At 42.5% G+C, this 15,865-nt stretch carries 10 protein-coding genes; 8 read left to right on the top strand and 2 right to left on the bottom strand.

The window, feature by feature from the left end; all coding sequences use genetic code 11:
* Window positions 1–238: 238 nt before the first annotated feature.
* A complete protein-coding gene (locus GSF13_RS02230) occupies window positions 239–2,620 on the top strand; it encodes a TonB-dependent receptor (protein ID WP_174170664.1) in 2,382 nt (793 codons plus the stop codon).
* 464 nt (window positions 2,621–3,084) lie between these two features.
* Here the strand turns inward: GSF13_RS02230 and dgt are convergent, their stop codons facing one another.
* Window positions 3,085–4,608, bottom strand: a complete 1,524-nt coding sequence (dgt, locus tag GSF13_RS02225; protein ID WP_206471148.1) for a dGTPase — start codon at window positions 4,606–4,608, stop codon at window positions 3,085–3,087.
* Window positions 4,609–4,914: 306 nt separating this feature from the next.
* Between dgt and GSF13_RS02220 the strand changes: the two genes are divergently transcribed.
* From GSF13_RS02220 to GSF13_RS02205, 4 genes are all read left to right on the top strand, one after another.
* Window positions 4,915–5,262, top strand: a complete 348-nt coding sequence (locus GSF13_RS02220) for a hypothetical protein (RefSeq protein WP_206471147.1) — start codon at window positions 4,915–4,917, stop codon at window positions 5,260–5,262.
* A gap of 277 nt (window positions 5,263–5,539) precedes the next feature.
* A complete protein-coding gene (locus GSF13_RS02215; RefSeq protein ID WP_206471146.1) occupies window positions 5,540–6,310 on the top strand; it encodes a hypothetical protein in 771 nt (256 codons plus the stop codon).
* A 24-nt stretch (window positions 6,311–6,334) separates the two neighbouring features.
* Window positions 6,335–6,688: a hypothetical protein gene (locus GSF13_RS02210; RefSeq protein ID WP_206471145.1), complete on the top strand. Its 354-nt coding sequence runs from the start codon at window positions 6,335–6,337 to the stop codon at window positions 6,686–6,688.
* 334 nt (window positions 6,689–7,022) lie between these two features.
* Entirely contained in the window at window positions 7,023–8,264 is a 1,242-nt protein-coding gene (locus tag GSF13_RS02205; RefSeq protein WP_206471144.1) for a hypothetical protein, read from the top strand.
* A 131-nt stretch (window positions 8,265–8,395) separates the two neighbouring features.
* Here GSF13_RS02205 and GSF13_RS02200 read toward each other — a convergent pair whose 3' ends face one another.
* The gene (locus GSF13_RS02200) at window positions 8,396–10,579 is read right to left on the bottom strand and encodes a TonB-dependent hemoglobin/transferrin/lactoferrin family receptor (protein WP_174170669.1); all 2,184 of its coding nucleotides are present in this window, start codon (window positions 10,577–10,579) and stop codon (window positions 8,396–8,398) included.
* Between the two features lie 169 nt (window positions 10,580–10,748).
* Here GSF13_RS02200 and GSF13_RS02195 point away from each other — a divergent pair, with 169 nt between their 5' ends.
* The 3 genes from GSF13_RS02195 to cobN are packed head-to-tail and all read left to right on the top strand — an operon-like array spanning window position 10,749 to window position 15,549.
* Window positions 10,749–11,276 carry a MotA/TolQ/ExbB proton channel family protein gene (locus tag GSF13_RS02195; RefSeq protein WP_010607456.1) on the top strand — a complete coding sequence of 176 codons (528 nt, stop codon included), beginning with the start codon at window positions 10,749–10,751 and terminating at the stop codon, window positions 11,274–11,276.
* 5 nt (window positions 11,277–11,281) lie between these two features.
* Window positions 11,282–11,629: a DUF2149 domain-containing protein gene (locus tag GSF13_RS02190; protein WP_010607457.1), complete on the top strand. Its 348-nt coding sequence runs from the start codon at window positions 11,282–11,284 to the stop codon at window positions 11,627–11,629.
* On the top strand, window positions 11,626–15,549 hold the full coding sequence (gene cobN, locus GSF13_RS02185) for a cobaltochelatase subunit CobN (protein ID WP_211865883.1): 3,924 nt from the start codon (window positions 11,626–11,628) through the stop codon (window positions 15,547–15,549). Before GSF13_RS02190 ends, cobN begins: the two co-directional genes overlap by 4 nt.
* Window positions 15,550–15,865: the final 316 nt, after the last annotated feature.

Below are 15,865 nucleotides of genomic sequence, written 5' to 3'. Positions count from 1 at the left end.
GAATACGCATAAAGCATTTCCCACTAAGGGTTTAAATATGTGGTAGGGGCCGTTTTATGCGGCGATCTCTTCATGAGCAAGACTAAGAGAAATCAATAAACCTACAACGTCCCTTAAATGTGATCTAAATCAAAAATGCAAATGAGATTAATTATCAATATTTTTGACTTTTGTTCAGTTTCCATTTAGAGTACTCGCCAAAATTTACTTTAATGCAATAAATTTTGGGATATTAACAATGACAAACACGCCTTTTAAACGTGGTGTACTCTCTGCTTTGGTGCTTTCTGCCCTTAGTCCTGTTGCTTTTGCAGATTCAGTAAAAGCGCAGCCAGATATGGAACGCATCGTTGTAACTGCAACCGGCTTTGAGCAAAAAATACCAGAAGCACCAGCGAGTATTTCAGTGATCACGGCTGAGGATATTCAAGCTCAGTCCTATACGACTTTGCTTGATGCCGTGAAGTACCAAGAGGGCGTGGATATTGGCACAACTCGAGATAAAACCGGCCAAGGCAGTGTGAGCATGCGTGGTTTAACAGGTGAATATACGCTGCTACTTATTGACGGTAAGCGTCAAAACAATCACGGTGATATCTACCCAAATAACTTTGGTGGTAACGCGTTTAACCATATTCCACCTAAAAGTGCCATTGAGCGAATTGAAGTCATTAGGGGACCTGCCTCTACACTTTACGGCGCAGATGCGATGGGCGGCGTAATCAACATTATTACTAAAAAGTCAGTAGATGAATGGACTGGCAGCATCGATTTTGGCCGAAGCCTACAAACAAACGACCAGTTTGGTGATGACATTACCACAGATTTCAGTATCTATGGGCCTTTAGTTAAAGGTTTACTCAACTTTTCTGCTCGCGGTAGTATTTATGAGCGTCAAGCATCGAACCCTGAGTTTTCACCTGCAACCGATCCAAATGGTGAGCTGCATCATCGTGAACTCGGTTTTGGTAGTGGTGGTAGAACGGTTGACAATACCAATACACAACTTGGTGCGACGTTTGTGTTCACACCAAACGACAACCACACAGTTACTTTTGATTATGATATCTCAAATCAAGAGTACGATAATACACCAAACTACGACGTTGAGTCGGGCAAAATTACCTATCCACTTGGCACCAAAGACAACATCGAATCAATCTGGCAAGACAGTCGTGGTAAGGTAAATCCACGTGCAGGTTATGCGGCGGATCAAGAATTTGACAGAAGCTGGTGGTCACTAACGCATCAAGGTACTTTTGGTGATATTGAAACCTTTGTGTCATTGGCGTTTGTTGATACCGATAACAATGGCCGTACTATGCCGCTTTCTGTTGCAGAGCGTAAACTACTACAAGCCATGTACGATGGCAGTGGTAAATATGCCGATATGGAAGAAGCAGAACGTAAAGCGCTTGCTGAAAGCACATTCTTACCACGTCCAAAGCGTACACTTAACAGTAACCAATATACGTTAGACGCGCGAGTGGATATTCCAGTTGACAACTTACTTGGCGATCACGTGTTTGTTGTGGGCGGTCAGTGGGTTGACGGTGAATTACAAGATGGCGTATTTGGTATGGAGTCTGGCGTTGATCAAGGCGTTCAGGAACACCAAATGTACTCTCTATTTGTAGAAGATAACTGGAGCCTGAGCGATCCTCTAACAGTTACAGTGGGTGTCCGTCATGATAACCACGATGTATTTGGTAGCCAACTTTCTCCGCGTCTATACGGTGTGTATGAGCTGTCTGACGATTGGACAGTAAAAGGCGGGATCAGCACCGGTTATAAAACGCCACAAACGACTGACTTATACAATGGTATTACCGGCTTTGGTGGTCAAGGTACGTCGCCGTTTGCTGGTAACCCAGATCTTGAACCAGAAACTAGTGTAAACAACGAAGTTGCATTGTATTGGACGCACCCAACAGAGAACCACAATTTTAATATCACTTACTTCTCAACAGAGTTTGACGATAAGATCGCCCGTGGTGATACCATCAAGAGCTGCTCTGCAACCAATGGTGTAAAACCATGCGTGAATTTGGGCGTATACGACGAGCTTGGTTACGATACTTACAGCCAAAAAATCAATATCGACAAAGTTGAGATCCAAGGTATTGAACTTGCAGGTCGTTACCAGTTCACTGATGCAGTTTCACTTTACGCGAACTACACTTGGACAGACAGCGAGCAAAAGAGTGGCCCTCAAGAAGGTCAACCACTAACCAATACCGCTGAACACATGGCAAATGCCACGGTAAACTGGCAAGTAACAGACGAGTTCTCACTAACGCTAAATGCTGAAATGCGCTCTGATCGTTACCGTGGCTGGGACAATAACCTAGACAAAGCCATGTACTACAAAAACTACAACCTACTGCACTTAGGTGCTAAATACACCTTTAACGACAATGTTACTGTATTTGCGCGTATCAATAACTTATTGGATGAAGACTTTACGTCTTATAGCACAGATTACAGCGACTTAAACGGCGATGGTAAATACGAATACCTAAGCGGCCGTGGTGTGGTAAGCGAAGTGGTATTTAGTGATGACTACAATGTAAAAGACAAAGCCCGCAATATTTGGTTTGGTGTCAACGTGACGTTTTAATACCCATGTAAAGCATTACTAGATTACAAAAGTCAAAAGAGGTGCAATTTGCACCTCTTTTTATTGCCACTTGGGTAAGAGCCGCCTCACGCGGCGATCATTTCTCCGCCTTTTAGCTCGCTCGTAGCAGCGGCTTTACGCCGCGACAGACATCTGTGTTAGCAGAATAAATCCGCTTACTACCATGTGTAGGAGCCGCTTTACGCCGTGAGATTTTCTCCACCTTTTAGCTCGCTCGTAGCAGCGGCTTTACGCCGCGACAGACATCTTTTCTAGCAGAATAAATCCGCTTACTATCTTGTGTAGGAGCCGCTTTACGCCGTGAGATTTTCAACAATATCGTGGGGTGAACCCACTCCCATCACACAACACTGCCACTAGATAATTGCCCAAATATCACCGCTGGTAGGAGCCGCTTTACGCGGCGATCTTTTCAACAAGACCGCGCGCTCACTCCCTCAACCTCAATCCAACGCGTTCAATGCTCGATAGGTATCATAGGCAAACTGGTCCGTCATACCGCTAATAAAATCCTGAATAAGGCGGCAGCGATAATAAAACTCAAAAATCGGCTCGGCTTGCTCAGCCTCACTAAGCTGCGCGACCGTCTCGCGGTATACCGCAACATACTTTTTGGAAATTCGATTAATCAATCGTGACTCTATCGCAAAGTCATGGCCGCCATTTAATGCTGCGTTAAATTCATCAGCGTTTAAGTCAAGCACTCGCTGATATTCATTCAATATGCTGCTGGTGATCTTGTAGCCTTGAAGCTCCAACTGCTCGACTTCTTTATTCGAAAACACCTTGTTGGCCGCCACCGTTTTCAATGACTTTACAATGGCATGAAAGTGGCTGTTATCCTCCAGTAACGAAGCATTAAAACTCCCTTCGTAAATCGCTTTAATGTTATCGATAAAACGCGTTTTGGCATGTTCTGCAAGCGGGTGCAACAACCCCACGCGGAGCCAAATAAAAAACTCATTATCAAAATTCGCCATATGCTTGCTGGCTTTGTCATTGGCATAGTGCAGTTTTTTACTCATAAGCTCTAATAGCTTGTCATCGGTGATCCCAAACCCTGCCGCGATATTTTGATATTCCTCTATTAAACAGCCCGTTAACTCATCTACGCTAATAATGCCTTTTTCTACAGCGTCTTCCATATCGGCAAGGCAATAAGCAATATCGTCAGCCGCTTCCATGATATAAGTAACCGGGTGTCGATTACCCACTTGGATCTGTAACTTGTCGCACAGCTCACTAACAAACCCACTTTCACTAAAATAGTATCCCGCTTTCTTTTGCAAATAAGACTTATCAATGGCTACGGTTGATTTAGGTGTAGTCGCGCAGCGGGTATATTTCATCACAGTGGCACATTGTGAATAGGTAAGGTTAAGCCGAGAAAGTGTATGAATAACGCGAATGGCTTGGGCGTTACCCTCAAAACTACAAATATCGAGCAGTAACTCCATTTCTTGATTCAGCACCGCCAGATCCGACGCTTTGCTCTCCTTTGAGCCATACCTAAGCGCCGCTCGAGCACTTTTTGCAAACTGTTGATGCTGGCTCAAATAGCGTTTAAACCAATCATTGATAGCGGCCTCGCCAAAGTGACCAAACGCAGGGTTACCAATATCGTGCATTAAGCAGGCCATTTCAGACAGAGTGACCAAACACTCAGACAAATCCACCTGCTGGCCGTTTTTATCTCCATATTGCAGCAAATCTTGCCTACCTTGCTGCACCAGCGCATCAACAATTTTTTTAGCAATGTAACGGCCGTTTTGTTGCACCTCCAGAGAGTGCGTTAAGCGCGAACGCACCGCCGCATTGCGCTCAAGCGGAAACACCTGGGTTTTTTGTTGCAGCCGTCTAAGCGCAGCACTGTTGATAATACGCCCACGATCGCTTTCAAGACTACTCGCCTCACTGCCACCGGTATTGTAAGAACGCTCGTTTGTTATTTTATTTTTAAAGTGCATGCGACTTTCCTGTTGAAACCCAAGCTACATTTCCAATGTAGGTGAATGTGGAAAAGTTGTAAACCGAATCGGCACCTCGCATAGCCAGCCTACAAGCAAACCTTTATATAAGGTAGCGCAGGATCTCTACACCGAACTAACAACAGGTAAAACACCGACTAAGCCAGTAAAGTGATAAAAATAGCTGTAATGCTTTGTATCAGGCTAGCTTATCTATAGTTGTTATTTCTACGGGCTTGGTTTAACCCTAGTTTTAATGGTCTGGCAAAAGATATCTAACACTTTGGTGGTAACCACTACAGCTTTTTGAACAAGTCTTATGCACTTTTTGATACACACTCTCCTAGAGACCTAGTTGCTAAGTTAAATAGAGATAACCAAGTAGTACAGCTGCCACAATTTCCTAATTTAAAAATTGCCTGCGGCCACTTTAAAACTGGTGAAAGTAGCGAAATGTCCTTCATGCCAGCTCCATCGGGATGTGGAAAAGTTGACCTTGAAAAACACTTCTTAGCTCATGCTCGTGGTCACTCTATGAACGGTGGTAAATACCCGATCTTAGATGGGGATTTGCTATTACTCGAGCGTATCACGGCGAACAATGCAGACTCGATTACAAATACCATGATCGCCATAGAACGATACCTATTATAGTGGCAAGAAATCCAGAGTATGAAGTAATGAAAGCCAATGAGGAGTTTGTGACGTTTGCGTGATTGAGAGAGGTGTAGAGACTCTCTGAGAATTAGCGCAGCGTAGATATGAGCTATTAGCGTCAAAGAGGAGCTGGTTAACAACCAGAGAGGTTTCTCTATCAACATAACGGGTGATAGGTTATAGCTTGAACTCTATGTAGATGGATTGTAAATTGATTTATCGATAAAAACTTTGGTTGTATTTCACAACTTTAGTAACTAGGACACGCAAACAAATGGATGGCTCAGCGTCACAACAACGCAACACAGTAAAAGAAGCGGCTTTATTTTCATTTAATAAATTTGTTGCTTTTACCGTTTTTATAACCAGTATCGTTATTGGTGCTTATGCAACTGATCTTGTTGAGATAGTGAAGGCCTACGTGCTTTATTCTGGTAGTAGCTTGATTCGCTTTATACCAATTTTGGTGCTTAGTGTGGTGATGATAAGTTATTTGTATTATCAATTTGAGCGAGCTGGACTAAGCACTTTTAGGAGATTCATAAAGTCAATTTCAACTGTGTTTGTATGCGCAACATTTTTTTCAGCCGGGATGTTTCTAAAAGATCCTTGGATATCACTTTCCATGTTCAACGATGAGTACGATGGCCCCGTCAAAACTTTTCAACACTACGCGGGGTTTGAAGTAAAGAAGGATAAATGTGAAAAGCGCGGTAAAAATCTTACTTGCTCCTTTTACGCTATTAATCTGCTTCCTCGTGATAATGCTTTTAGGATTAGAAATAAAAGTTATGCGATTGACCACAAAGATAGTCAAGCTAGATTACTTGCATACTATGTAGGTGAAAAGCGATATGGTAGTTATAACTCTGATTACTTTACTGTACCTGTAGGAAGTAAGCGAATGTTTAAAATGGAGTTTGAGCTCTCATCGGATGAAAAAATGGTATTTGCTCCGTACTTGTCAGTAGTACTGGATGCAGAACATCATGAAGAAAAGCATCTCAACTTTAGATCTATGGATGTTGTGGACTATGTTCAGTAGTCCGTGATTTTGCAAAGGTGAATTATGAACCAAGCCCTTAAATTTTTACTGTCTATCGTAATCGTCATCGTGACTTTTGTCGTGTCAGCAACCTTAGCTGGGATGTTGGCTGAATATGTGGGCTGGTGGAAAAAGCCGGTGATAGGCGGTGTAGCAGCGGCTTGCGTGGTGCTGTCGGGTTATTTGAGTGCGCCAGTGTATAAGCTGTATTCTGCGGCGGTATGGCTGTTGATTGGTGCAGCTGTAGCTTGGGTGATGTCGAGTGTGTTTATGTATGCTGAGGATGCCGACACCTCAGTGCCTTTGTATGTAACCTACGCAAGTGGTGTGTTTGCTTTGGCGCTTTGCTGGGGTTGGGAGCGTCGAAAGGTTGTGTGAGGGATTGGTTCTCTGTAATGGGGTGCAAGAGATCGCCGCGTAAAGCGGCTCCCACCAGCGGTGACTAGTGTGGTGGGAGTGGATTTATTCCGCGATGTTTTGTGTAGAGATCGCCGCACGAAGCGGCTCATACTTGAAGTGGTTTTTACCAGTGGGATCTAGTATGGTGGGAGCGGATTTATTCCACGATGTTTTTTGTTGAGATCGCCGCGTAAAGCGGCTCCCACCAGCGGGGGCTAGTGTGGGAGCGGATTTATTCCGCGATGTTTTGTGTAGAGATCCCCGAATAAAGCGGCTCCTACCTACTTATTCAATTGTTAAAGGAATATTCAATATGACTCCAAGTGCGTTACGCAAAGCAGTTAATGCCTTTTCTCAAGATACTCAGCATCAACCGGATTATTATTTTGTTGAAGGCTATGTGATAGGCAAAGTTGCCATTAATGATATTGCTGAAATACACGAGTGGTTGCCTGAGCTCTTTGGTGATTACACGGCTATTTACCGTGCTCAGTTAGAGGCCTTAATGTATTTGCATGAACAGTGTGTCTCAAGCTTGGATGGAAAAACTTATAAGTTGCCAAAAGAGTGTGCGCTATCTAAGCAAGACTTTGCAGCATCATTAGTAGAAGGGGCTCCGTTACCGAGCTTTTGTCTTGGTCTGCTTAAGGCCTTGGATAAAGTATCTTTTGAGAACTTGTCACTAGAGCAAAAAGGTGCGGTAAATGAATTACAACAACAGCTCACCGGATTTACTAGCTTAGATGCAGCAAAGGCGGCGTTTTCACACGCTGAGCCTACGATGCCTTTTGAGCGCGAGGCTCATGACGTAAAGCGTTATTTGGCTGGCGCGATTATGGAGTTAGGGGATACTTTAATTTGGGACCCTGAGCTAGACAACGAGCTCGGAGCGTTTGAATTTGAAGAAGATTTTGATGAAGAACAAGAAGAAATAAGAAACTCACTGATTGAGAACTTACTCAAATTGACTCACATTGATTCAATCCCTTTACTTGACCAGTTTATCCTTAATGAAGAACAAGACTTTATTACGCCTGATTATATTGAGGAAAATCAAGGCAATTTTTGGCTTATCCACGAAACCAGACCTTATATGTTTATTCGTTACCATAAAGCATGGATTTACTTTTGGGCAGACAGAGTACAAGAGGCGGTTGATGAGCTAGACGTGCTGCAGCGACTTAATCCAAACGATAATCAAGCCTGTCGATACCTGTATGTGAACGGTTTAGTCATCTTAAAACAGTGGGATAAACTACAAGCTTGCCTTGATGAATATGAAGAAGAGAGTATTTTTATGCTATCTGCAGAGGCGCTGATGCATTTTGCGCAGGGTGGCGAGAGCAAAGCTTTGAATGAGCTAAAAGCGACAATCAAAGGGTACAATAAGCACTTTATCAAGATGCTTACAGGTCAAGAAAAGACTAAGCAAAAAGAGATATATGGCTACACATTGGGTTCAAAAGAAGAAGTCTTAAGTTATATAGATTGTGGTGGCAAAAAAGCCTGGTTAAGCGTGGAAGGAAGCCTCTTTTGGCTGCGTAAAAAATCATAGCGGACTTTGGATAAATTAAGCAAGTAGAGATGCAAAGCTAAGAGCTGTTCACCGGTGAAGTTGGCCTTCACCGGGGTTATCGACAAGGTTTTCTCGCCTCAAAATAGTTCACTTAATTAAGCGAATTAGTATTAGAAGTCATATCGGATAGAGGCTGCAAAGCTTCGTCCCGCACTTTCAAGTCCATCTAAGCTTTCTGTCATACCGTGGCCTGCAAGATTGCCGTGTTGGTAGTAAGTTTTATCAAATAGATTACGGATAGCTAAATTTACGGCAGTATTATCACCCAATTTAACTTGTGCTAACCAGTCAATCGTGCCGTATCCAGGAGTTTGGTATTTACCTGTGTTCACTTTGGTCATTTTTTTAGCAAAATTAAGGATAAGATCTGAACTCACCATATCATTTTGATACTTGAAGCCTAGGTTCCCTGACAGCGGATTAATGGAACTGATATATTCATCTGTCTCATCATTTTTACCATCTTGATATGTTGCGCTAAATGAAACAGACAATGTATCGGTAGCATAGTAAGTGGTGGAGAACTCAGCTCCTTTGATCGTAACTGAATCAATGTTCTGGTATTGGAATTTGTCATGGTTATAGGCAAAGTTTCCTTCATCATCCAATATGGTTTCACGGCTTATAAGCTCTGTAGACAAGAAGTTATCAAACTTATTGTGGAACAGTGCAGTTGAAATAGTGAAGTCACCAATATGGCCACGTAATCCAAGTTCTAAGGTGTCACTTTCTTCTGGGCTTAAGTCCTCTGCTGGTAAGATTTCATATAAATATTCTGCAGAAGCCTGATTGTAGTGTTCAATATAAGCTAGATCATAAGGCGGTACTTTGAACCCTTGGCCGTACTGAGCAAAAACAGAAAGCATGTTGTTTAGATAATACAAACCACCTAAATTAAACGATAAATGTTGATCGTCTATTTTCGCAAATTCTGTACCATCGGTCTTTAAGGTACCGCTTGGGTCCATGCTGTAATAATCGAAACGTAGGCCTGGTGTAACTATAAGTTTGTCATCTAGTAGCTTTATTTCGTCATTGATGAATAGGCCAGCGCGAAGTGTATCATTTTTCGGGAATTTATTGGTAATGTCATCTTTGATGACTTCGCCTTCCACTTCTCGGTATTCACGTACTGTGCGTAGGCTCTCAGTGGTTTCTATATCAACACCGTAACCAAGAGTATGTTGCTTATCGAGTGCTTTACTCGCGTGAGAAATAAAACCATACGTAGTTTGCTCATAAGTCCCGGTTTTCCACATGTCGCGTTTTTCGATAACACCAAACATAGGCGCGTTAATATCGAGTAAAGCATACTCTTGATCGTCTTGAACACTGTTTGTGTAATACAAATTAAACTGTGCTGTGTCCCAAACGCTATTGCCCGTATCGTTGTGATAACTCAGGCGGAACGAATCTGTGTGCTTTTCGGTCTCTGTACTTTCCGTCGCGATGTTGTAGCCATATTTAGCTAAACCACGGAAATATGCCAATAGACCATCGGCAAGGTCGCCACTTACATCTTGGCGCCACAGATCAGCAGAAACATTGACATAATCTTTGTCGTTGAAGTTGTATTTTAATTTGTAAAGTAAGCTTTGAGAGTCTATATCAAAGGGAGCGCGGGTGTTGTGCTTATTTTGCTCCTCTTTACCATCTCTGGCTGTTAGGCTCAGTAAGTGGTCAAAATTGCCATGCTGGCCTGCTAGCGTTGCACTTAGATTAGTTTGTTCACTGAGGTCGCTATAGCCTATCCTTACACGTGCGCCAAGATGCTCATTGTCGTTAAGATAATCACTGGCATCTTTGGTGGTAAATACCACAATACCCCCCAACGCATCGGAACCATAGAGAGATGAGCTGGCTCCTTTCGCAACTTCAACTTGTTTTATCGTATCAGTATCAATAAAACCTCGGCCCACTATATCGTTGAGTCCATCCGCGCCATAGCCTTCATTCATGCGCATACCGTCTTTTATGATCAATACTCTATCGCCGCCCATAGCTCGAACCTGAATATTTTGTGCACCACCTATACGACCCGTAATCTTTATACTTGGATCATACTGAAAAAGCTGATTTACATCGGTGATTACTTGTTCTTCGATGTCTTGGCTAGACATTACGGAGATACTAGCTGCTACGTCTTTAAGTGGCTTCTCACTACGAGATCCACTAACAACGATAACTTCTAAATCATCTGCGGAAACCGCGTTATCGGCTAACGCAACCGTTGATCCAGAAGCAATAATTGAGGCGATAAGTAGTCGCAAATAGTGTGTTTTTGCAAAGCGCATGATGAGATTCCTATGAATATTTTATTGCTGAGCTGCTACTAAAATTTGCGAAGATCATACCTCTATTATTAAAAAGATCAATCTAAATAATAATAATTTCCATTTGTGTTGTTGTAAGTTATTACATTTTCAAGTACATTGTCGCGATAATTTATAGAGGGGAATTATTGTGAATATACAAGCAATAGAAATGCTAATGGCCAATGTATCTGAGCTGCTAATGACGCCAGTTATTATTGTAATATCAGTACTTTTTGTTTACGCATTTTTTGCACTTGGACGCTTTGTATCCGAATTTTTAATTCGTAGGAAAAGTCGTTTGTCATACCAACGTGGAATAGATAATAAGTCGTTACAAAGCCACAACGGCTTTCATGTTCATAACTATTTTATTGCGAATCCAAGCGCATCTGAAGATGAGTTAGAGGTGTTTGCATTAAAGCAGCTCGAAACGCTTCGAATTGTTACGCGGGTTGCTCCAATGCTAGGTCTTATCGCGACAATGATCCCAATGGGGCCGGCGTTAAAGGCGCTCGCAGACGGTAACATTCAGGGGATCAGCGAAAACTTAATTATTGCGTTTGCTGCGGTAATATGGGGACTTGTTATTTCTACACTTACTTTTTGGCCCGCTTCGGTTAAGAAACGTTGGTGTGCTCAGGAGTTGATCAACATTCGAAAACTGAGAGGGGAATAATTTCCATGCGCTTTTTAGATGAAGACGAAGAATTAAACCCTATTGTGAGTGCCGTAAATTTGGTTGATGTTTTTTTGGTGATTATCGCGGCGTTACTGATTTCTATTGCGCAAAATCCACTCAGTCCATTTACATCAGAAAATGTCACTGTGGTAAAAAACGCCGGTGAACCCAACATGGAAGTGATCGTGAAAGAAGGCAAGGAAATTAAGCAATATAAATCTAATGGAGAAATAGGCTCTGGAGAAGGCATGAGAGCCGGGGTCGCATATAAAATGGCAGACGGTAGTTTTGTCTATATTCCAGAGAATGAAAAGAAAACTGAAAACAATGCGAAGGAGACAAACAGATGACCCGACTATTCGCGCTGCTCATTTTAGCTTTGTCTTCTTTCCAAAGTTTTGCACAGCAACAGCCTGAAGTGTTGATTATGATGTCAGGACATGCTTCTAAATCAAAAGGAGAGTTATTGCTCTCGCTGGCCGAAGATCAGCCTTTTAAACTGACTAACTTTAGCACTCGTGGCAAATCAGAAGATGAGATCCGAGCCGCTTGGCAAAGTGCTAAGTTGATTTTACTGGATGGTATTAATCCTATGCTGTCACAGTATATGTTTGCAGATTACACATCATATTTGACAGATTATCCGGAGGTTCCAGTGATCTCTTTAGGGGATCTTGAAAACATGAAAATGAATCAAGGGTTATCCCCGTCGCAGCATACAACATTGGGCGCATACTACAATAATGCAGGTAGCCAAAACTACCGTAACATGATGTTGTACATATCGACTAAGGTATTTGGGTTATCGAGTGAAGCGCCAGAGCCGGTAAAGGTAGTGCCAAATGTAGGTCTATATCATCCTGATTTTAAATCTAGCGTTACAGCTAATCAAAGCGAATTCTTTAACTGGTTGGATGTTGAAGACAATCAGCCGGTTATCGCGATTGCTATTCACCGCTCTGTAATTGACTACGAGCAACAACAAGTCGTGGATGCCTTAATCCATGGATTACAAAAGAAAGGAGCAAAGGCGCTCGCCTTTTTCTTTGAAGGTAATGACGAGTCATTGACTTACCCAGAGCTATTAACGGATGAGAATGGGGCGAGAGTTGATTTGCTCATTAATTACCGCTCACTTCACTACGTAGAAAAGCGTCGTGCTGAGTTTGCTCAAATTGGGGTTCCAGTTATTCATGCAATGAATTACACCGAAGGTGATGAAGCTGCTTTTAACCAAGATCATGCTGGCATTTCTCCTTCGTTAACGCCATTTTTCTTAGTAATGCCTGAGGATACAGGGAGTGTAGATCCGAGCATCATCGCTGCGAATGATAAAGGTGTGAAGGTGGTAATGCAGGCGCAGCTTGATGCGCTGGTTGAGCGGGCATTTAATCACGCGAATTTAGCGCATATTAAAAATCGTGAGAAAAAAATCGCTACATTTATCTGGAATTACCCTCCCGGAGAAAAAAATATAGGTGCTGCATTTTTAGATGTTCCAAGCTCAATTGTGAATATTGCCGATGCAATGAAAGCCAAGGGTTACGATGTGAAGCAAGCTCATCCAGAGCAAATTATTGAGCAAGCTGGCAAACTTTTACGTCCTTATTATCGTGGAGAAGATGCTGAAGCACTGGTTGATGTTGGTCTTGCTGATTATATGTCTTTATCCACTTATCAGCGTTGGTTTGACTCTTTGCCACAACACGTTACAGCGCCAATTGTGGAAAAATTTGGCAAGCCAAGCGAAAGTACCATGGTGCGTGAACACAATGGTGAACCTATGTTTGTTATTCCACGGGTGGACTTAGGCAACATGATAATTTTGCCTCAAGGGGTTCGCGGCAGTAACGCAAAAGAGCATTCAGCAGCCTATCACAGCACAAAGTCCGTTATTAACCATGGTTATTTGGCAATGTATTTGTATGCTAGAGAGACGTTTGGTGCGGACGCGGTAATTCACTTAGGCACGCACGGCTCACAAGAGTGGTTAAGTGGTAAAGAGCGCGGATTATCTGTGTATGATGCGCCGAATTTGGCAATTGGGAACATTCCGGTGTTCTATCCATATATTATTGATAATGTTGGTGAAGCGATGCAAGCTAAGCGTCGAGGCCGAGCGACTATGATAAGTCATCTTACTCCAGGGTTTGCCAAAGCAGGGCTTTATACGGACGTTGCTGAACTTAGTGAGCTTATTACAAATTATCTGATGCTTGCTGAAGGCTTGACGCGTGAGAATACACGGGCAGAAATCATTACCCTCGCAACTAAGTTGAATATGCTGAAAGACTTAGGACTTGACGAAAAGGCTTTATCTCAAGCGTTCGATGCACATATTAGTAAGTTGCAAGATCATCTTAATACCTTAGCGCAGATGAGCCAACCTTTAGGGATCCATATTTTTGGCGAACTACCGGAAGAGGCGCATCTATACAGCACAATCTTACAAATGCTTGGGGACGACTTTACTCACCTTGCGGGTGAGTATGAACGTGAGCATGGTTTAGCTTTCGCAAAAGAGCAACAAATTGATGAGCGTAACGTTGTAAAGCTTGAAGCACTTGAGGGTTTTCAGTTATTGCAGAGCGTGTTGGGTGGGCAACAACAACTAGAGTTACCTGACACCCTTAAAGGACCAATTGACTTAGCAAAGACCTATTGGGATAACTTCCATCAAATCGCTGAACTAGAGGGCTTACTGAATGGATTATCAGGACAATACATACCTGTAAGTCACGGTGGCGATCCTATTCGCAATCCTGCAGCTGTGCCCACAGGTCGTAATCTGCTTGGTTTTAATCCCGCAAAAGTACCATCAAAAGAAGCCTATGAAGCAGGAGTTAACATGCTAGAGCAAACTGTTGCTGATTATCAGGCAGAACATGGGCGATATCCTCAAAAGCTCGCATTTTCTCTTTGGTCCCTAGAGACTATGCGCCATCAAGGGGCGTTAGAGGCACAAATTTTACACGCGATGGGTATAAAGCCTAAATGGAACCCGCAGGGTAATATTGTTGGTACGGAAGTGATCCCATATTCTGAATTGGGGCGTCCGCGAATTGATGTGGTGATATCGGCAACAGGTCTTTATCGCGACGCATTTCCTAACGTAATGCTGTGGTTGGCCGAAGCCATTGATAAAGTGGCGAAGATGAAAGAAGAAAACAACTTTGTTTATCGCCACGCTAGCAATTTAAAACAGCAGCTTATAGAGGAAGGAAAATCTGAGGATGATGCTGATTACCTTTCATCGGTACGGATCTTTTCGAATGAAACAGGTGCTTACGGTACTGGCTTGGCGGGAATGAGCCTTGCTTCAGATACGTGGGACGATGACAGTAAGCTTGCGAATCTTTACTTAGACCGGATGGGGTTCGGTTATGGCAAAGATGAATCTCGCTGGAGTGAGAATCTTTCAGAAACAGGACTCTATGCCAAGGTGTTATCGGGTACAGATGGCGTTGTATTTTCTCGTTCGACTAATCTATATGCTTTGATGACTAATGATGATCCATTTCAATATTTTGGTGGAATTGGTTTAGCTGTTCGCAGTCTGGACGGTAAAACTCCAAAGATGTATGTAGCGAACTTACGTCGAAAAGGACATGAGAAAACCCAAACATTAGATCAGTTTGTGAGCAATGAAATGCGCAGTCGGTATTTCCATCCTCGCTGGATACAGGCAATGCAAGACGCGGGGTATGCTGGGGCAACGGCAATACTTGATCGAATGAACAACATGTGGGGTTGGGAAGTGATGACTCCCGAAGCGGTCAGGGACGATCAATGGCAAGAGTTCTTTGACGTGTATGTTGATGATAAGTATGACATGAAGATGCGAGAGTTCTTTGAGCAGCATAATGCCGAAGCATTAGCACAGATCCTTGAGCGTATGCTTGAAGCGGTTAGAAAAGGGTATTGGAAAGCCTCTCCTGAGACATTGAAAAAGATGCTAGATACTTACACCGAAATTGCAAATCAACATGATGTAGTGACCGATAATAAAAAGTTCACTGAGTATGTTGAACAACAAAATGCGGGGTTTGGTTTAGTACCCTTGATGCCTGGGCAAGCTGTGCCTAACGTTGATATGACAGCAAGTAAAGCCAATATGGAGCAAGTGACTGGTCAAAAGTTAGAACAAGTCGCTCAAGGCAAAGAAGTTGAAACTGATTATACCTTGTGGTGGCTACTGGCAGGAATTTTCTTTGCGGGTATGCTGCAGCCCTTGGTTCGACCTATGTTGACTTCAAAAACATACACTTGATAGCGCTACAAATAAGGCAATATTTGTAAACACCAGTAGAAACACAGCAAGTCGAGATAGGCTTGTTGTGTTCTCACTGTAATTTACCTATTTGCAATAAACTTACTTGTTTTGATTGGCCTTGTGGGCTAATAAATGTGAGTTATTTTCGAATGTAAAAAACTGTAAAAACAAAAATATATTTTAAATTCCATTAAAAAAAATATGTTGTAAATGCTATTCCTCGCTCTTACATTCTATTCCGAAAGTTTATTACTAGAGCTATAAAAATTAGTTATATTTTATAGTTGATAAAATAATAAAAATCATTATCATT

Origin of the sequence: Pseudoalteromonas sp. M8 (assembly GCF_018141365.1) — a bacterium.
GTDB lineage: Bacteria > Pseudomonadota > Gammaproteobacteria > Enterobacterales > Alteromonadaceae > Pseudoalteromonas.
The sequence above is the reverse complement of the archived record's forward strand: the minus strand, read 5'-3'. Positions and strand labels throughout refer to the sequence as shown.